The organism is Streptomyces sp. NPDC020379, from assembly GCF_044387105.1.
Lineage (GTDB): Bacteria > Actinomycetota > Actinomycetes > Streptomycetales > Streptomycetaceae > Streptomyces.
Window position 1 is genome coordinate 196650 of sequence record NZ_JBIRVR010000004.1, and the last position, 17596, is coordinate 214245.

A 17596-nucleotide genomic window follows, 5' to 3' on the forward strand; every position below is an offset into this window, starting at 1 on the left:
TCAGCTCACCACTCCGGTCATGACGCCCACGGGGACGGAGATGAAGGCCGCGGTCAGCAGCACCGCCAGCACGTTGGCCACGGCCTTGAGGATCCGGTCGCGCGTCGCGTTGCCCACGCCCAGCGTCTGGGCCGCGCTCCAGAAGCCGTGCCGGATGTGCAGGCCCAGGGCGAGCATCGCGACGATGTAGATGACGTTGCCGTACCAGGTGGAGAAGGTGTCCACCACGTTCTGGTACGGGTGCCCCTCCTGGAAGCCGGGGTGCACGGTGCCCGTCGTCAGGTCGAGGATGTGCCAGACGATGAACAGCGCGAGGATGATCCCGCCCCACCGCATCGTGCGCGTGGCATAGCTCGCGCGCTGCCGCTTGTGCACATAGCGCGTGGTGCGGGCCTTGATGTCACGGCGGCTCAGCTGGTACGCGGAGACCCCGTGCAGGATCACGGACGCCGACAGCACCACGCGGGCGATCCACAGCCCCCACTCGCGGTGCAGGACCGGGGCGCCCATGACGCGCAGCCAGTGGCCGTAGTCGTTGAAGTCGCCGGCGCCGAAGTAGATCTTGGCGTTGCCCAACGCGTGGACGGCCAGATACGCGACCATGATCAGTCCGGTCGCGGCCATCACGGTCTTCTTGCCGACGGTCGATCCCCAGAAGGTGCGCGCGATGGACGGCCGTCGGTCCGTCCGCGTTGCCAATGCCATGAACACGACCTTAGGTCGCTGTCACCCGAGAGGGCCAAGACATAGTCCGACTCATATCGATAGGCATCGGCTATGAATCCAGGCGCACCTGTGATGATCCCGACGACGGCTCCGACCGGGGGGTGACGCGGGCCGCGCGGGGTACGAGCCGGGGGCGGGGGCGCGCGTAAGCTGACGCACGCCACTCCGCCGACCTCCTTGTGCAACCGGACCCTGGGCGTGAAACGTGCTGAAAATCCTCGACGCGAAGACCATCGACAGCCTGCTGTCCGTACCCGAACTCGCGGCGGGGATCGGCGCGGCCTTCACCTCGGGCGGCGGCGCGGCCCCCGCGTTCGCCCGGACGTCCGTGCCCGTCGGTGACGGTGAGCTCCTCCTCATGCCCGCGGCCCACGCGACGACACTGTCGGTCAAGCTGCTCACCCTCTTCGACGCGTCCCCCCAACTGCCCGCCGTCCAGGGGCTCGTGCCCCTCTTCGACGCCGTCACCGGCCGCCCGCTCGCTGTCCTGGACGCCACCGCCGTGACCCGCCTGCGCACGGCCGCGGTCAGCGCCCTCGCCACCGACCTGCTCGCGCCCCGGGACGCGCGGGTGCTGACCGTCATCGGCGCCGGCGTGCAGGGCAGAGGCCACCTCGAAGGACTCGCCGGGCTGCGGCCCTGGTCCTCCGTCCGGCTGCACAGCCGCGACCCGCGCACGGCCCGCGGCCTCGCGGAGTGGGCACGCGGGCAAGGCATCGACGCCGAGGTCCACGAGGACATCACCACCGCCGTCCGCGACGCGGACGTGATCTGCACCGCCACCTCCGCGTCCCGCCCTCTCTTCGAGGACTCCGCGCTGCCGCGCGAGGGCCTGCACGTCAACGCCGTGGGGGCGTACGGCCCGACGCGCCGCGAGCTGCCCACCGAACTGGTCACCCGCGCCCGGCTGTTCGTGGAATCGGAGGAAGCGGTGCTGCGCGAGGCGGGTGACGTCCTGATCCCTGTCTCCGAGGGTGCGCTGCCGGAGCGGCCGGTGATGACGGAGCTGGGGGATGTGCTTTCCGGCCGGCGTCCGGGGCGTCGCTCCGAGACGGAGGTGACGGTGTTCGAGTCGGTGGGGGTGCCGGTGGAGGACGCGGTGGCGTGTGACGTGCTCTACCAGTGCGCCGTGGCGCGGGGGGCGGGGGTGGATGTGGGGTTCGATTGAGGGCGCGGTCGCTTGCGCCTGCGGCGGGAGCGGCCCGCGGCCGCGTCCTCAGTCGCCGGACGGGCTGACTTGGCTGATCCGAGATGCGCAATCCAGCCAGTCCGGCGATTGAGGACAACACGGCGAAGCCGTGTCGCGGGGTCCGGGGCGCAGCCCCAGTTTCGGGAAGGGGCGGGGCTGGGGAAAAAGCCCGCCGCAGGCGCGACCGAGCCGTACCGACTACGCGTGGCAGTCCGGGATCCCGCCGTGGAACTCGATCATCTCCCCGAACAGCGCCGTCATATCGACATGACTACCCGGCAGAGCCCCCCGCTCCTCCGCCACAGCCCGATGCAGATTAGGCACGAGCCGCTCCGAGTCGAGCCACTCGCCGAACGGACCCAGATCCGTCGCCCGGGCGATCTCTACCGGGGAGAGACCCGCCGCCATCCCCTCGCGGGCGAGCGCGCGGACGTACAAGAGGTAGCGCTCGGCGTCGTCCAGGAGCCCCGGCCCCGACACCGGCCCGTGCCCCGGCACGATGACGCGGGGGTCCAGTTCGCGGAGGGAGGCGAGGGCGGCGAGCGAGCCGCTGACCGAGCCCATGGGGACGAAGGGGGTGGCGCCGTTCATCACGAGGTCGCCCGCGAAGAGCACGCGCTGTTCCGGCAGCCAGACGACGGTGTCGTTGCTGGTGTGGGCGGGTCCCAGGTGCAGGAGTTCGGCGCGGACGTCGCCCACGTGCAGCGTCAGCCGGTCGGTGAAGGTGAGGGCGGGCGGCACCAGTTCGATGTCGCCCCAGCAGACGTCGGGCCACAGCCCGGTCAGGTGCAGCCCGGCGGAGAGCATCTCCGTACGGGCCCGCTCGTGGCCGACGACGAGGGCCTCGGGGAAGACGAAGTTGCCGAAGGCGTGGTCCCCGTGGAAGTGCGTGTTGACCAGCGTCCGCGGGGCGGCCGGGGCGACCGCGAGGACGGCGGCGCGCAGCGCTCGCGCGCGGGCCTCCGTCGCGGCGGTGTCCACGAGCACGGCCTGCCCGTCGCCGCCGACGATCAGCCCGGCGTTGTTCAGGCACCAGCCGCCGTCGGGCTGGACATAGCCGAACACCCCGTCGGCGACCTCCTCCAGCCGCCCTTCCGTCCCCTGTACCGCACCACTCATTCGGGCCTCCTCCAGCACGTCGTCGATCCGGCCCATCGTCGGACGGGCGGATGGAGGCGTGCTGGAGTCACCCCCGCGGCGGCCCCCGGCGCGCGGCGCCGGGTATCCGCAGGGAGATGGGAACAGCACACCGCCACCGCCGGAAGCCGCCGGCACACGGAAAAGCCCCCGTCGACGGGGGCTTCACCTTTCCCGTGTCGTCTTCCCATGTCGTCAGCCGACGACGATGGCGACCTTTCCGCGCACATGACGGGTCTCGACTTCACGGTGCGCGTCGGCGGCGCGTTCCAGCGGAAACGTCCGGGCGACCTCGATGCGCAACTCGCCTCGCACATAGCGGTCGACGAGGTCCCGCAGCCTCTTCGTGGAGCGCTGGGAGAAGATGCCGAGCACCCCGAGCTCCTCCAGCCGGTCGAACCCGACCAGCGTGCCGATCCGGTCCCTGTCCTTCAGCAGACCGACCGAGACGTCGAGCGCCTCGCCGCCCGCCCCGTCGAGAACAGCCGTGATCCCGCCGGGTGCCAGTGCGCGGACCCGGTCGGCCAGCCCGTCGCCGTAGGCCACCGGAACGGCGCCCAGGGAGCGCAGGTAGTCGTGGTTGCGGGGGCTGGCGGTCCCGATGACCTTCGCGCCGTACGCCGTGGCGAGCTGGACGGCCACGGTCCCCACACCGCCGGCCGCGGCGTGGATCAGCAGGGTGTCCCCGGCCCCGACCTTCAGCTTCTCCAGTGCGGTATGGGCGGTCTGCCCGGAGGCGGAGAGCACCCCGGCCACCTCCCAGGGCATGGAGGCGGGCTTCTCCACGATCTGGTCGGCGGACACCACCAGGTATTCGGCGTGGCAGGCGAGCACGCACCAGCCGAGCACCTCACTGCCGGCCGGGAATCCCTCGACACCCTCACCGACCTGGTCGACCACCCCGGCGAACTCGTTGCCGATCTTCTGCGGGAAGGACAGGGTCTGCCCGGGGGGTGTCCAGCCGCCCCGCACCGCGCAGTCGGCGGCCTGGATGCCGGCGGCCTTGACCTTGACCCGGACCTGTCCCGGCCCCGCTGTGGGGGTCTCGACATCGAGCAGCTCGACGACCTCCGGCCCGCCGAACGCATTGACAGCTGCTGCCTTCATGAATCGCCTTTCTCCGGGAGCGGAGGCACGGAGGTGTACCGCGTCCAGTGCCTGGATGCGTTCATGCTGAAAGATCAACTGCACTTGAGGTCAAGCCGGCGCCCGCGTCAAGCGGTCCTCAGCGGCGACCTGCCGCTCGCGGGGCGGGCGGAGGGTGCCGCGGCCCGCCCGCTCTCCACGGGCTGAGCCACCGCCACACTCAGCAGATACGGTTCCGGGAGGGCGGATCGCACCAGGCGGGTGGCGAATGACCACTGCCGGTACGGGTCCGGCTCTCCCTCGCCCTCGTCCAGGAGCACGGGCCCACGCGCGCCGGGCGCGAAGCCGAAGCCGCGCGGGGAGCGCCGCAGGCCCACGCCCAGGGCCTTGGTGTACGCCTCCTTCAGCGTCCACAGCCGCAGCAGCTCCGCCGCGCGCTCGTCGTCCCTGAGCCCCGCCAGCCGCTCCGCCTCCTCGGCGGTGCAGACATGCGCGGGGGACAAGGACGTCCCCCGCCCCGCCCGCTCGGTGTCCACCCCGACCGGCCCGTGCCCGCTCACGGCCGCGGCCAGCACCGGCCCGCTGTGGCTGAGGCTGACCCGCAGCCCCGGCAGGCCCCGGACGTACGGGCGGCCCGTCGTCGTACGCGCCGGGCGCACTCCCCGCCAGCCCGTACCCGTCACCGCGCCCACCAGGCTGCGCAGCAGGAAGCGCGAGGCGAGGAACCGGGTCCGCAGCCCCTCGCCGCGCAGCCCCGCCCAGCGGCAGGGCTCGTCCGCCGCGAGCCGCTCCGCCGCGGCATCGGACGGCGGCGCCCAGTCGGCGACCACGCCGTAGGCGAGCACCGTGCCCTCGCGCGCCCAGTCGTCCGCCACCGCCTCCCAGGGCCCGGACGGGGTGAGGAGCCGCACGGGCAGCAGCACGGCCGGCGAAGGAACGGACACGGGAACCCCCTCGGTCAGGAGCCGCCACCGTGCCGCACCCGGCTGGAACGCCGGTCGAGCCGCGCATCGTCCACGCACCCTCCAGTGCAGCTCAAGGCGGCCTCGCGACGCTCACGGCGGATCGGCCGCACTCTCGACAACGGAGGTCACATGTCCACCACCCCTGCCCCCGTCGCCCTGGTCACAGGAGCGACCAGCGGCATCGGCCTGGAGATCACCAGGCGGCTGGCCGGGCTCGGCGCCCGCACCTTCATCTGCGCCCGTGACAAGGCCCGGCTGGAGGGTGTGCTCAAGGAGCTCCGGGACGAGGGCCTGGACGTCGACGGCACCGTGTGCGACGTCGCCGACGCGGGCCGGATCCGCTCCTGCGTGCGCTCCGCCGTCGAGCGCTACGGCCCCATCGGCATCCTGGTCAACAACGCGGGCCGCAGCGGCGGCGGTGTCACCGCCGAGATCCCCGACGAGCTGTGGCTCGACGTCATCAACACCAACCTCACCAGCGTCTTCCTGATGACCAAGGAGGTGCTGAACACCGGCCGGATGCGGGAGCGGGGCCGCGGCCGCATCATCAACATCGCCTCCACCGGCGGCAAGCAGGGCGTCGTGCACGCCGTCCCGTACTCCGCCTCCAAGCACGGCGTCGTCGGCCTGACCAAGGCCCTCGGCCTGGAACTGGCCCGCACGGGCATCACGGTCAACGCCGTCTGCCCCGGATTCGTCGAGACCCCCATGGCGGAGAAGGTCCGTGAGCACTACGCGGGCATCTGGGGCGTGAGCGAGGAGGAGACCTTCGACCGCATCACGAACCGCGTCCCGATGGGCCGTTACGTGGAGACGCGCGAGGTGGCGGCGATGGTGGAGTACCTGGTGAGTGACGACGCCGCCGCGGTGACGGCGCAGGCGCTGAATGTCTGTGGTGGCCTGGGCAATTACTGATCGACCCGGGTCGCGAGCGCCGGCCGGGCCGGACGGCACCCTCCGTGCCGCCGCCCGCGCCCTGGTCGTCCGGACGCGGTCCGGTGAGCGGCCCGGGGCCCGGCCCGGCCGCGTCGCACACGACGTGATCGCGGCCGGTGAAGAGACCGTCCTCCTCGAGTCCCGTCATGTGTCCTACGACTGACCTTCCTCACCAAGGAGTTCACCACCATGCACAGCACCGCAGGAACCACCCCGTGACCCGGCGCGTGGTGATCACCGGGATCGGGGTCCGCGCACCGGGCGGGTCCGGGACGAAGGAGTTCTGGAGCCTCCTCAGCGAGGGCCGCACGGCCACCCGGGAGATCAGCTTCTTCGACGCCGCGCCGTTCCGCTCCCGCGTCGCCGGCGAGGTCGACTTCGACCCACGGGCCGAGGGCCTCGGTCCGCGGCAGATCCGCCGGATGGACCGGGCCACCCAGTTCGCCGTGGCCTGCACCCGGGAGGCGCTGGCCGACAGCGGCCTGGAGACCGGCGGCCTCGACCCGCACCGGATCGGCGTCACCCTGGGCAGCGCGGTCGCCTCCGCGACCAGCCTGGAGAACGAGTACCTGGTGATGTCCGACTCCGGCCGGGACTGGCTCGTCGACCCCGCCCACCTCTCGCCGTACATGTTCGACTACCTCTCGCCCGGCGTCATGCCCGCCGAAGTGGCCTGGGAGGTCGGCGCCGAGGGCCCGGTGGCCATGGTCTCCGACGGCTGCACCTCCGGCCTGGACGCGGTCGGGCATGCCGTCGCGCTGATTCGCGAGGGCTCCGCCGACGTGGTCCTCGCCGGCGCCACCGACACCCCCATCTCGCCGATCGTCGTGGCCTGTTTCGACGCGATCAAGGCGACGACCTCGTACAACGATGATCCGGCGCATGCTTCCCGCCCGTTCGACGGCAGCCGCAACGGCTTTGTCCTGGCGGAGGGGGCGGCGATGTTCGTGCTGGAGGAGTACGAGGCCGCCAAGGCCCGTGGGGCGCACATCTACGCGGAGATCGGCGGTTACGCGACGCGCTGCAACGCGTACCACATGACCGGTCTGAAGAAGGACGGCCGTGAGATGGCCGAGGCCATCCGGGTCGCGCTCGGCGAGGCCCGCCTGGACCGTACGGCGATCGACTATGTCAACGCGCACGGTTCCGGCACCAAGCAGAACGACCGGCACGAGACGGCCGCCTTCAAGCGCAGCCTCGGGCAGCACGCCTATGAGGTGCCGGTCAGCTCGATCAAGTCGATGGTGGGTCACTCGCTGGGTGCGATCGGTTCCGTCGAGATCGCGGCGTCCTTGCTGGCGATCGAGCACGGGGTCATCCCGCCCACGGCCAACCTGCACACTCCCGATCCCGAATGCGACCTGGACTACGTGCCGTTGACCGCGCGCGAGCAGCGCGTGGACACCGTCCTGACGGTGGGCAGCGGCTTCGGCGGTTTCCAGAGCGCGATGGTCCTGCACCGCCCGGAGGCAGCGGCATGAGCGCCCCCGTCCGCACCGTCGTCACCGGCATCGGCGTCGCCGCCCCCAACGGCCTGGGCCGCGAGGAGTTCTGGAAGGCCCTGCTCGCGGACGAGAGCGGCATCGGCGCGGTCACCCGCTTCGACACCTCCCGCTATCCGTCCCGCCTCGCCGGGCAGATCAAGGGCTTCGAGCCCAAGGAGCACCTGCCGTCCCGGCTGCTGCCGCAGACCGACGTCTCCACCCGCTACGCCCTGGCCGCCGCCGACTGGGCCCTCGCGGACGCGGGCCTGGGCCCCGGCTCCCCGCTCGCCGACTACGACGTGGGCGTCGTCACCTCCACCGCGCAGGGCGGCTTCGACTTCACCCACCGCGAGTTCCACAAGCTCTGGAGCAAGGGCCCGGAGTTCGTCAGCGTCTATGAGTCGTTCGCCTGGTTCTACGCGGTGAACACCGGCCAGATCTCCATCCGCAACGGCCTGCGCGGACCCAGCGCCGCCCTGGTCACCGAGCAGGCCGGCGGCCTCGACGCCATCGGTCACGCCCGGCGCACCGTACGGGCCGGCACCCGGGCCGTGCTCACCGGAGGCGTCGACTCCGCGCTCGACCCCTGGGGCTTCGCCTCCCAGCTCGCGGGCGGCCTGGTCAGCACCTCGGCCGACCCGGAGCGCGCGTACCTCCCCTTCGACGCCCGGGCGGGCGGCCATGTGCCCGGCGAGGGCGGCGCGATCCTCATCGCCGAGGACGCCGCCTCCGCCCGGGAACGCGGCGCCGGGCGCGTCTACGGCGAGATCGCGGGCTACGCGGCCACCTTCGACCCGGCCCCCGGCGGCGACCGCCCCTGTGGCCTGGGCCGCGCCGCCGGACTCGCCCTGGCCGACGCGGGCCTGGAGGCCGCGGACATCGACGTGGTCTTCGCCGACGGCGCCGGACGGCCGGACGCCGACCGGGCGGAGGCGGAGGCGCTCCGCGGGATCTTCGGGCCGCGCGGCGTCCCCGTCACCGCGCCCAAGTCCCTCACGGGCCGGCTCGCGGCCGGCGGCGGCGCCGCCGACGTGGCCGCCGCCCTGCTCGCCCTGCGCGACGGGCTCGTCCCGCACACCGCGCACACCGGCTCCGTACCGAAGGAGTACGGCCTCGACCTCGTCGTCGGCCGGCCCCGGGAAGCGGAACTGCGGTCCGCGCTCGTCCTCGCGCGCGGCCGCCACGGATTCAACTCGGCGGTCGTGGTGACCGCGGCAGACCACCGTTCATGAGGGGGAACTTCCATGGCACAGCTGACACTTGACGACCTCCGGCGCGTCCTCGTTGCCTGCGCGGGCGAGAACGACGACGTCGACCTGAGCGGCGACATCCTCGACGTGCCCTTCGAGGAGCTCGGCTACGACTCGCTCGCCCTGATGGAGAGCGCCGCCGCCATCGAGCGCGAGGCGGGCATCTCCGTGTCCGACGACGCGGTCTCCGACGCCAGGACCCCGCGCGCGCTGCTCGAACTGATCAACGGGGCGGTGCGGGCGTTGTGAGGCGGGCACGCTCCGGGCGCCGGACGGCCGTCCGGCGCCCGGAGCGTCAGGACTCAGGTGAACGTCTGGACGTTGGTATGGGCCACCGCCCGCCGCAGGCACTTCGCGAGCTCGACGGCGTCGCCCACGCCCCAGACGTGCGCGAAGAACAGCCGGGGTTCGTCCCGCAGGCTGTGATTGTGGAGATCGACGACCTCGATCCCGTCCCGGCTCAGGGTCCGCAGCACCTTCTGGACCTCGTCGGCCACCATCACGACATCACCGTTGACCGCGGCCCTGCCGCCGCCCAGGGACTGGAAGTTGAAGGCGGAGATCGCACCGAGCCCCGGCGGCAGGACGTGCCCGCCGTCCACGATCGTCTCGCGGCGGGCGAAGACGCATTTGTAGACCCCGTCGTAGTGGGATCCCTTGGCGGACATCGCGGCGTCGATGCCCTCGGTGTCCAGGCCGGTCGCCCGCGGCGGCTGGTGCTGCCGCGGCGGCGGGGTGCCGGTGCGGTCCATCGCGGCGCGCACGCCGCGGGCCAGCGCCACGGGGTCGTCGCCGTGGCCGTGCACATGGGTCCACCACACGTCGGGACGCTGCGCGAGCAGGTGCTTGTGGATCGCGGTCTGCTCCAGCCCGTGCCGCTGCAGGGCCTTGGTCACGTGCTGGAGCTCCGCCTCGGCGACGGCGAGGTCGCCCATCACCATCGTGCTGCCGTCGGCGTATCGGACGAAGGCCACGTGCGAGCCGAGGGCGAGGCCCGAGGAGACGGTGATGCCCCGGGAGACCACGTGCAGGTCCTCGCGCGGATAGTCGGTGTGATAGACCGTGCCGCGCGCCATGTTGCCCTTGCGGCCCAGGACGTCCGCGATGTCCGTCCAGTCCGCCGCGGTGGTGGGCATGGGCCTGACGGGTGTGACGAGGCCGCTGCCTCCCTCGTCCGCCGGCCGGACCCCGGCCGCGGACGCCGTGCCCGCCAGGGCCGGCACGGACGCGAGCGCGCCCGCGGCCAGCAGCGAGCGTCTTGACACGGGCTGCCGGGCCCTGCCGTGTGACTGCGGTTCCGGACCGACCGGTTGCGGGTCTCCACTGACCATATGAGCACCTCCGTGATCAGATCGAATCACGAGTGCGCGAAGGCGTCGTGACCGCCGGGGCGGACGGGTGACGGGTCCGGTTCCGACCCGATAGCGCGTTCCGTACCCCCATCACCTGTTCGGGCTAATTGGGCTACTTCGGTACATGCGTTTGGGGGACCATGGGCATGAACGCCCTCACTGGCCCGCCGCATGGCCGGGCACCTGGCGCAAGCACCCGTCTGGAGTACCTGCGATGGAACCCGACGTTCGCACATGCCCTTTCGACTTCGCCCAGGCCCTCGAATTCGACCCCGTGCTCGAGCGGCTGCTGACGGAGGAGCCCGTCGCCCGCATCCGCATGCCCTATGGAGAGGGTGAGGCATGGCTCGTCACCCGCTATGAGGACGTGCGCACCGTCACCACCGACCGCCGCTTCAGCCGCAGCGCGGTGGTCGGCCGTGACTATCCCCGGATGACACCCGAGCCGATCATCCAGCCCGAGGCCATCAATGTGATGGACCCGCCGGCCAGCAGCAGACTCCGCAGCCTGATCGCCAAGGGCTTCGCGCCCCGCCATGTGGACCGGATGCGGGTCCGCACCCAGCACGTCGTGGACGACCTGCTGGACCGGATGGAGCGGCACGGCCCGCCGGCCGACCTCGTCGAGCACGTGGCCTCGCCCCTGCCCATGACCACGATCTGCGAGGTCCTCGACATCCCCGAGGCCGAGCGCACCCAACTGCGGCGCAACGCCTGGACGATGATGGGCGTCGGCGCGAGCGGCCGGGAAGCGGCCGTCAAGGCCAAGGCCGAGCTCCGCGCCTATTTCGACACCCTGACCGCCCAGCGGCGCGCGAACCCCGGCGACGACCTGATCAGCACCCTGGCCCTGGCCCGCGACGGAGACGAGATCCTGAACGACGAGGAGCTGTCCGTCATGGCCATGGTGCTGCTCATCACCGGCCAGGACACCACGTCGTACGAGATCGGCAACATCTCCTACACCCTGCTCACCCGGCCCGAGGTGGCCGCCGTCCTGCGCGACAGGCCCGAGCGGCTGCCGCAGGTGATGGAGGAGCTGCTGCGGTTCATCCCCTTCCGCAAGGGCGTCGGCATCCCGCGCGTCGCCATGGAGGACGTGACGCTGAGCGGCGTCACGATCAAGGCCGGCGACATGGTGCACGTCTCGTATCTGACGGCCAACCGCGACGAGCGGAAGTTCGAGCGCTCCGGCGAGCTGGACATCGACCGCAAGTCGCCACCCCACATGACCTTCGGCTGGGGCTCCCACCACTGCCTCGGCGCCCCCCTGGCGGCCATGGAGCTCCAGGTGGCCCTGGGCACCCTCCTCCAGCGCTTCCCGGGCCTGGCCCTCGCGGTCCCCAAGGAGGAGGTCCCCTGGAACACGACCTCGATCTGGCGCTATCCGACCTCACTGCCCGTGAAGTGGTGAGGCCGGCACGGGCGGGGCACTCCCGTCGCTCACCGGTCGGCGGTGAGCTTCCCGCCCGTGCCCCAGCTGTCGGTGGGCACCTCATGGATCCAGACCTGCACGGCCTCGGCCGGGATCCCGTACGTGTCCACGAACGAGTCGGTGATCTGCTTGACCAGCTCCCGCTTGAGCTCGACGCTGCGCGGACCCTGGTGAACGGTGACGATCGGCATGACCGGGCTCCTGTCTCCCCGGCGGCGCCCCGGCCGTTCCGGGCCGCTCACCGGCGGAACCCAGTCCACCGCCTGCGGCCCGGCCGGCCAAGAAGCACTTTCCGCCGACAGTGATCACGAATCGAGATCACTGCCTCCGGCCTGCCGCCGATCTGCCCTCGACCTGCCTATGACCAGCGATGACTCAGTGCCCAGCCGGCGTGGACCGCCCCGACGGAACGGGGTGCTCCAAGGTCCGCGGGTCCGGCTTCGGCGCGTCCCAGGCGGGCCCTACGGAGAGATAGCTGGTCCGCGTGAGGAGGTCCCCGGCCCGGAGCTTCTGCGTCCCCCACTTCATGCCGTCGTCCCGCGCCGTGTCCACGGCCTCCAGCACGTGCAGTGTCCCGGTGTCGATGATCAGCCGCCGCCGCCAGGTACCGGCGTCCAGGTCGACGGCCGTGCCCGCGCGCCCGGTGCTGTCCTTGACCCGCTCCGTCACCCGCGCCCCGGGAATCCCGGTGAGGACCTCGAACAGCGCGGCCCGCAGCCGCGGTCCGGCGGGTGACCGGGCGAGCAGATCCTCGATGCCGTTGAAGAGCCCCTCCTCGGTCTCCTCCCCGCCTGCCTTCCCCACGAGCCGGGCCCGCAGCGCCGCCGGGCCGGTGGGCAGATCCTTGAGCTCGTCCCACCGGACCTCTTTGTCGCCGATCCTGTAGGCCGTCCCCGCGATATCCAGGGAGAAGAGCTGGACCGGACCGTCACCGGACCGCCCGCGTGTGTCGCTCCGGCTCAGCCATTCGGTCTTGTCCGCCCCGTCCGGCCGCTGGGTTCCCTCGCTGCTCCGGCTCCACTCGGAGGTCCGCACCTTCCAGTACGGTGCCGTCCCCGTCTGCTCCCGCGGCGTCGTCGACGCCGCGGGCGAGCCGCCGCGCGTGTCCCCGGAGTCCTGCCAGGGCTGGAGCGCGACACCCAGCACGACCGCCGCGACCGCCGCCGCCGAGGCGAGCACGGGAAGGCGCCGCCGCCACGTCCGCACCGGGACGACCGCGGCCGCCGGCTCCCAGTCGAGCTCGACGGCGGCCCCCTCCGCCTTCTCCTCCCGGCCGGCCGCCGACCGCACCGCGGCCAGTGCCGCGGCGACGGCGGCCGCCGAGGGCGGCGCGACCTTGCCCGCGGCCTTCAGCCGCCGGGCGCCGGGGAAGTCGAGGAGGTCCCTGGCGTTCATGTCCTGCTGCCCGGTCATGCGAGGTCTCCTGTCAGGGGAAGCGGGGCGGAGGGTCCGAGCGCCGCGCGCAGCCGGGTGCGCGCCCGGTGCAGCCGCGATCTGGCCGTACCCGCGGGGACGCCGACGACGGCCGCGGCCTCGGTGGGGCTGAGCTGCTCCCACGCGATCAGGAGCAGCAGCTCCCGCTCCACGGCGGGCAGTTCGGCCAGGGTCCGGCGCATCAGCGGCGCGACCGCCGCGGCGTCCAGCCGCCGGTCGACCGCGTGCCACGGATCGCTGCTCGCCTCGCCGGCGAACGTGGCGGCGGCCGCGGGCCGTTCCCGCCCGCGCCAGTGCGCGGCCAGCACATTGCGGGCCACGCCGAAGAGCCACGCACGGACCGGTCCGCGGGCCGCGTCGTAGGTGCCGCGCCCCGCGTAGGCCCGCAGCCACGCCTCCGCCAGCAGATCGTCCGCCGCGCCGGGCGCCCGGCGCGCGAAGTAGCCGTGCAGTGCCCTCGAATGGCGCTCCACGAGCGGTTCGAAGGCCGACGCGTCGGTTCCCGAGCGCGCCAGCAGTTCCTCGTCCGTCGCCACGGACCTCCCCTTCCACGGGCCACGCCTTCCGCGGCCCCCTCCCTTCCTTGTCCCCGCCCCACGAAAGCGTTCGCGCCCCGCCGCCTACGCCCCGACGGCACGCCCGCCAGCCGGCCCCGGTCGGCGAAAACGCCCCCTCCCGGCCCGGAGGGGGCGTGCGGCGCACAGGGAACACCCCCGGCAGGACGTATAACCTACGGCCGAGCGCTCGGAAGGCGCCTGACAGGGCGGTCCACGCAAGCTCATGACCTCCATGGGTCCTGGAAGCCGTCGGTTCGTCGGCCGGGCGGGGGCATCGGCAGCGGCTTCGGCCGCCTGACCGAGCGGTGCGGCGGCCGCGTCAGCCGTGTTTCTCCTCTTCGGCCTCCATGAGCCGGATGCCTTGGTGTGTCAGCGTGACCATGGCGGGCGTATTGCCCGCGGCCCAGTCGACCGTGATGAGGCCCTCTCCCACCAGGTAGGTACACGCCGCGGCCAGGTCTTCCCCGGGGACGCCGAGCTCGTCGCGCAGCTTCGCCCCGGTGACGCCGAGCAGACGGTTGCCTTCGGTGGTCTCGTACAGGGCCCGCATGACCTTCTCGCGGTAGGCCCTTCGTTCGTGCAGCGTTGCCATGACTGCCGCCCTCTCGTATGCGGCTGGTGCTCCGCGGCGCGACTCGCCGTGGCCTGGTGCCTCAGGCATCGTCGTCCCGCGAGCGGTCGCCCGGTGAGGTCCGGCCGGCTGCCGGCCAGGAACGCGCGGGCTCGGCTGGGTGGGCGGTGTCCACGGTGAGCTGGAGCCGGGTGCCGCCTTCATGACCGGCCGGGTAGCCGCGTTGCTCGGTGGAGTCGAAGCAGTTCCGGAGAACTTCCGCGACGCGTCGGGCGGCCTGGGGGACGCGGCGACGATGCGGACATCGGCGTGCCCCGCCGAAGGGGCCGGCCTCGCGGGTTCCATGACGGCCTCGTTCTCGGATGAGGTGTGGTGGCGGGTCCGGTGGAGCGCGTCGGTGTCGGACCCGTCGCCCTCTGCCGGGGAGAGCCCGCGCCGTACGCGGTCCTCGTGACCGTGCTCCAGGGCGGCCCGGGCGATGAGAGGCCCGGCGGGGTCGATCGCCGACCGCGGGCGGTTCCGGCTTCTGCTGTCGCGCCAGGGCAGGACGCCGCTGTAGTGGAAGCCCGCGATCCTTTCGTCGTGCTCGGTATTGAGCCGGTGGATCAGGAGGACACCCACAGCGATCATGGCGAGGATCACGGCAAGCGTGACAGCGATCTCCACGGTCCTCACACCCCTTCGACGGAGTGGTCGGCGTTCCCGGCAGCCGGGCTGGTTTCCGGCGGGATGACCGGCAGGTCCCGGCGGCCGGTCGGAAAGGAGAGCAGGGACAGCCTGTGCGGGTCCCGCTCCTCCGCGAACCGTCCCACGCGCACCGTGTGCCCGGCGACGGCCACCTCGTGGGGGACCACCGGCCAGAGGGCCGGGTGCACCGTGACGCGCGTCCACTGTACTCCGGGCCGTGGCCCGTGGGACCCGCACGACCAGGCATTTCCCCGGGGCGCGGGCCCGCGACCGGTGGTGCGGCCCACAGGCCCGCGGAGTACGGTGGGGGGTGGCTGCGAGCGCTTCGCCCGGGTGGCCGATGCGGTCCGGACGATGTGCGACGCGCCGTCCCGGAGGCAGGTGAGCACACCGTGACCGATTCCGACACCCCACACCTCCCCAGGCTTCTGCCGGACGCGATTCACCACGCCGTGAAACCCGGGACAGCGCTCGTGCGGCTGGAGACGACGCATGAGCGCGGGGGGATTCTGGACGGCGCGTGGTGGCCGCGGTCCCGCGACATCGGTGCCGAGCTTCCCGGCCTGATCACCGCGCTGACCGAGCACCTGGGTCCCATCGCACGCGTCGGCCTGGACGACAGCGCCTGGGAAGATCTTCCGACACGGCTGACTGTCGGCGACCGGATCGTGCACATCGACGCCTTCCCCGTCGGTGACGACACCGTCCTCATCACCCGTGGCGACAATGACCACTTCGCCCTGCTGGTGGTCCCACCCGACGCGGCTCCCGACACGGCGCGCACCGCGATGGCCGAGGCCGTACGGGCCGACAACACCGCCCAGGCCGAACAGATCCTCATCGACACCGGTGCCGTCCGGCAGCCCTGAACCCCGTGGGACGGGGCCCGGAGGATTCAGGCGCGACGGGCGGCGGCGATGCGGGCGGGGGTGGGCCAGCGCACCTCGCGTACCCAGCCCAGGTGTTCGAAGAGACGGATCGCGGCGGCGGAGGGGTCGAGCCGGCCACGGCCGACGCCGTGACGGGCGCTGGTGGGGTCGGCGTGGTGGAGGTTGTGCCGGCTCTCGCCGAGGGAGAGCAGGGCCGGCGGCCAGAGGTTGGTGGCCCTGTCGTGGCACCGGGTGTGCGAAACGGCCGTGCGCCGACCAGCTGGCAGGGGGAGTTGACGCTCCACGTCACATGGTGGAGCAGGGCTATGCGGACAAATCCCGTCCAGAGCAGGGCCGTTACAGGGTGCCTCCAGGTTCCGCCGGGAGCCCAGCCCGCGGCGAACGGCAGGGCCAGGGTGAGAGCGCACAGGGCGGGGAAGGCCCGGCTGACCGCGCGGATGTCGCGGTCGGCCAGGAGGTCGCGGAGTTGCAGTGCCAGGGGGTGGGCCATCATGGTGTCCGAGGCGTCCCCGAGCGCCGCGGCGGCGAGCGACTCGCCCTCGGCGTTGATGATCTCGGCGCGCTTCTCCCGCTCGGCCTGCCGGGCCATCGCGCGCTTCATGCTGTCGGGCGGCTGGATGTCCTTGAGCTCGACCAGGGTGATCTCCACGCCCCACTCCGCGGTGGCGACGTCGAGGGTCGCGCGGATGTCGAGGTTGATGCGGTCGGTCTCCGACAGCGTCTCGTCCGGCGTGTGCCGGCCGACGACCTTGCGCGGCGGCCGTCAACGGGCGGCCGCGGGTGCGCCGGTGTGCGGCGGGACCACCAGGAGGTCCCGGCGGCCGGGGCTGGGGAGCGGGATCTTGTGCGGGTCCAGCTCCGCCGTGCGCCAGCCGGGGGCGCCGCGGTCCGTTGTCCTGGTTGGACGCCGGCCGGGACGGCTCCGATCGCCAGGTCCGGCTGTCCTTCCTCGGCCGAACCGTCCTGTTCGGTCCTGTTCGCGGTGTACGGGCGGGGCTAGGCTGTGTGCTGAAGCCCCGGTCCCCGGCAGCGTCGAGGTCTGCTCCGCTCCGAGGAGGCACGTGATGCCCGTAGATCCCGGAATCGCTCTCATCCCCACCCCCCGGCGGCTCGTTCCCGCCGGCACGCGGCAAGGCCACGTGGTCACGGTCCGCGGGAAGCTGGACCTCGCCGGGGTGCCGGGGCTGCGCGAGCGCCTTCTGCGCGTATCCCACACCCCCGGAAGCCGGTTGATCCTCGACCTGTCCGGCGTCACCTCCTGCGACGCCCTGGGCCTCGGACTGCTCGTCGCCACCGCCCGCCGGGCCCGCCGCGCCGGGGGCGACCTGTGCCTTGTCGCACCGCGTCCCGCTGTCGTCCGGGCACTGGGGGCCAGCGGGCTGAGCAGGCTCCTCCCGACCCTTCCCGGCGCCGGGACGACGGTCCGCTCCGCGGGTGCTGCCATGGCAGGACCGCGGAACGGGAACGCCGCTTAGGAGACCCGGCGGATCCGCCGGTGCTGACTGTTCCGGGCGCGGCCGCGCTGTCCTGGACGGGACGACGGAAACCGGGCGGGCCGCGCCCCGGCGGTCCCGGTACCGGCTGGACTCCGACGATGGGGACGGAGCCTTACCGGTCGTCCTGCCGCGCCGGACTGCCACTGCCACTGCCCCGACCAGGGGCCACTCCGCCGCTTACGCCCCCACTACGGCACGCCCGCTAGCGTGCGCCTGAACAGCGAAAACGCCCCTCCCGGTCGGGAGGGGCGTGCGGCACAAACGGAGCGCCCCCGGCAGGACTCGAACCTGCGGCCAAGCGCTTAGAAGGCGCCTGCTCTATCCACTGAGCTACGGGGGCCGGTGTACGGCGGTCGCGGACGGGTGAAGCCCCAGGCTCGGTGGTGCCGTGACCTTGCCGG

Annotated in this window: 18 protein-coding genes, 1 tRNA gene and 1 pseudogene; 8 read left to right on the forward strand and 12 right to left on the reverse strand. The window is 72.6% G+C overall.

The genetic code is table 11. The features are described 5' to 3' along the window. On the reverse strand, nucleotides 1-705 hold the full coding sequence (locus tag ACH427_RS07465) for a succinate dehydrogenase cytochrome b subunit (protein ID WP_398868463.1): 705 nt from the start codon (nucleotides 703-705) through the stop codon (nucleotides 1-3). Nucleotides 706-931: 226 nt separating this feature from the next. Here ACH427_RS07465 and ACH427_RS07470 point away from each other — a divergent pair, with 226 nt between their 5' ends. Next, entirely contained in the window at nucleotides 932-1894 is a 963-nt protein-coding gene (locus tag ACH427_RS07470; protein WP_398868464.1) for an ornithine cyclodeaminase family protein, read from the forward strand. A gap of 219 nt (nucleotides 1895-2113) precedes the next feature. Here ACH427_RS07470 and ACH427_RS07475 read toward each other — a convergent pair whose 3' ends face one another. The 3 genes from ACH427_RS07475 to ACH427_RS07485 form a co-directional block, all read right to left on the reverse strand. Next, nucleotides 2114-3034, reverse strand: a complete 921-nt coding sequence (locus tag ACH427_RS07475) for an MBL fold metallo-hydrolase (RefSeq protein WP_398868465.1) — start codon at nucleotides 3032-3034, stop codon at nucleotides 2114-2116. Between the two features lie 213 nt (nucleotides 3035-3247). Then, complete coding sequence (locus tag ACH427_RS07480; RefSeq protein WP_398868466.1) at nucleotides 3248-4159, reverse strand: NADP-dependent oxidoreductase; 912 nt, start codon at nucleotides 4157-4159, stop codon at nucleotides 3248-3250. 107 nt (nucleotides 4160-4266) lie between these two features. Further along, the gene (locus ACH427_RS07485) at nucleotides 4267-5082 is read right to left on the reverse strand and encodes a 4'-phosphopantetheinyl transferase family protein (RefSeq protein WP_398868467.1); all 816 of its coding nucleotides are present in this window, start codon (nucleotides 5080-5082) and stop codon (nucleotides 4267-4269) included. Nucleotides 5083-5232: 150 nt separating this feature from the next. On the opposite strand from ACH427_RS07485, the gene ACH427_RS07490 reads away from it, so the two are divergent. From ACH427_RS07490 to ACH427_RS07505, 4 genes are all read left to right on the forward strand, one after another. Then, nucleotides 5233-6018 (forward strand): SDR family NAD(P)-dependent oxidoreductase, encoded by a 786-nt coding sequence (locus ACH427_RS07490; RefSeq protein WP_398868468.1) that lies wholly within the window; start codon nucleotides 5233-5235, stop codon nucleotides 6016-6018. A 236-nt stretch (nucleotides 6019-6254) separates the two neighbouring features. Then, complete coding sequence (locus ACH427_RS07495) at nucleotides 6255-7520, forward strand: beta-ketoacyl-[acyl-carrier-protein] synthase family protein (RefSeq protein WP_398868469.1); 1266 nt, start codon at nucleotides 6255-6257, stop codon at nucleotides 7518-7520. Beyond that, entirely contained in the window at nucleotides 7517-8755 is a 1239-nt protein-coding gene (locus ACH427_RS07500; RefSeq protein ID WP_398868470.1) for a ketosynthase chain-length factor, read from the forward strand. The genes ACH427_RS07495 and ACH427_RS07500 overlap by 4 nt, the downstream gene beginning before the upstream one ends. A 12-nt stretch (nucleotides 8756-8767) precedes the next feature. Further along, complete coding sequence (locus ACH427_RS07505) at nucleotides 8768-9022, forward strand: acyl carrier protein (RefSeq protein WP_398868471.1); 255 nt, start codon at nucleotides 8768-8770, stop codon at nucleotides 9020-9022. Between the two features lie 53 nt (nucleotides 9023-9075). Here ACH427_RS07505 and ACH427_RS07510 read toward each other — a convergent pair whose 3' ends face one another. Beyond that, nucleotides 9076-10038: a DUF1259 domain-containing protein gene (locus ACH427_RS07510; RefSeq protein WP_398868472.1), complete on the reverse strand. Its 963-nt coding sequence runs from the start codon at nucleotides 10036-10038 to the stop codon at nucleotides 9076-9078. 301 nt (nucleotides 10039-10339) lie between these two features. On the opposite strand from ACH427_RS07510, the gene ACH427_RS07515 reads away from it, so the two are divergent. Further along, the gene (locus ACH427_RS07515) at nucleotides 10340-11539 is read left to right on the forward strand and encodes a cytochrome P450 (RefSeq protein ID WP_398868473.1); all 1200 of its coding nucleotides are present in this window, start codon (nucleotides 10340-10342) and stop codon (nucleotides 11537-11539) included. A 29-nt stretch (nucleotides 11540-11568) separates the two neighbouring features. Here the strand turns inward: ACH427_RS07515 and dmpI are convergent, their stop codons facing one another. The 5 genes from dmpI to ACH427_RS07540 form a co-directional block, all read right to left on the reverse strand. Further along, entirely contained in the window at nucleotides 11569-11802 is a 234-nt protein-coding gene (dmpI, locus tag ACH427_RS07520; RefSeq protein WP_398868474.1) for a 4-oxalocrotonate tautomerase DmpI, read from the reverse strand. 133 nt (nucleotides 11803-11935) lie between these two features. Further along, the gene (locus ACH427_RS07525; protein WP_398868475.1) at nucleotides 11936-12973 is read right to left on the reverse strand and encodes a hypothetical protein; all 1038 of its coding nucleotides are present in this window, start codon (nucleotides 12971-12973) and stop codon (nucleotides 11936-11938) included. Beyond that, nucleotides 12970-13530 carry an RNA polymerase sigma factor gene (locus ACH427_RS07530; protein WP_398868476.1) on the reverse strand — a complete coding sequence of 187 codons (561 nt, stop codon included), beginning with the start codon at nucleotides 13528-13530 and terminating at the stop codon, nucleotides 12970-12972. The genes ACH427_RS07525 and ACH427_RS07530 overlap by 4 nt, the downstream gene beginning before the upstream one ends. 340 nt (nucleotides 13531-13870) lie before the next feature. Then, nucleotides 13871-14143 carry a hypothetical protein gene (locus ACH427_RS07535; protein ID WP_398868477.1) on the reverse strand — a complete coding sequence of 91 codons (273 nt, stop codon included), beginning with the start codon at nucleotides 14141-14143 and terminating at the stop codon, nucleotides 13871-13873. A 650-nt stretch (nucleotides 14144-14793) separates the two neighbouring features. Further along, a complete protein-coding gene (locus ACH427_RS07540) occupies nucleotides 14794-15303 on the reverse strand; it encodes a DUF5994 family protein (protein ID WP_398868478.1) in 510 nt (169 codons plus the stop codon). Between ACH427_RS07540 and ACH427_RS07545 the strand changes: the two genes are divergently transcribed. Continuing rightward, a complete protein-coding gene (locus ACH427_RS07545; RefSeq protein WP_398868479.1) occupies nucleotides 15202-15678 on the forward strand; it encodes a DUF5994 family protein in 477 nt (158 codons plus the stop codon). The two genes, ACH427_RS07540 and ACH427_RS07545, sit on opposite strands and share 102 nt — an antisense overlap. A gap of 26 nt (nucleotides 15679-15704) precedes the next feature. Here the strand turns inward: ACH427_RS07545 and ACH427_RS07550 are convergent. Beyond that, nucleotides 15705-16453 (reverse strand): annotated as a pseudogene (locus ACH427_RS07550) (SPFH domain-containing protein); the annotation flags it as partial. Between the two features lie 310 nt (nucleotides 16454-16763). Here ACH427_RS07550 and ACH427_RS07555 point away from each other — a divergent pair. Then, nucleotides 16764-17174 carry an STAS domain-containing protein gene (locus tag ACH427_RS07555; RefSeq protein WP_398868480.1) on the forward strand — a complete coding sequence of 137 codons (411 nt, stop codon included), beginning with the start codon at nucleotides 16764-16766 and terminating at the stop codon, nucleotides 17172-17174. A gap of 288 nt (nucleotides 17175-17462) precedes the next feature. Here the strand turns inward: ACH427_RS07555 and ACH427_RS07560 are convergent. Continuing rightward, a tRNA-Arg gene (locus ACH427_RS07560) sits at nucleotides 17463-17535 on the reverse strand. Nucleotides 17536-17596: the final 61 nt, after the last annotated feature.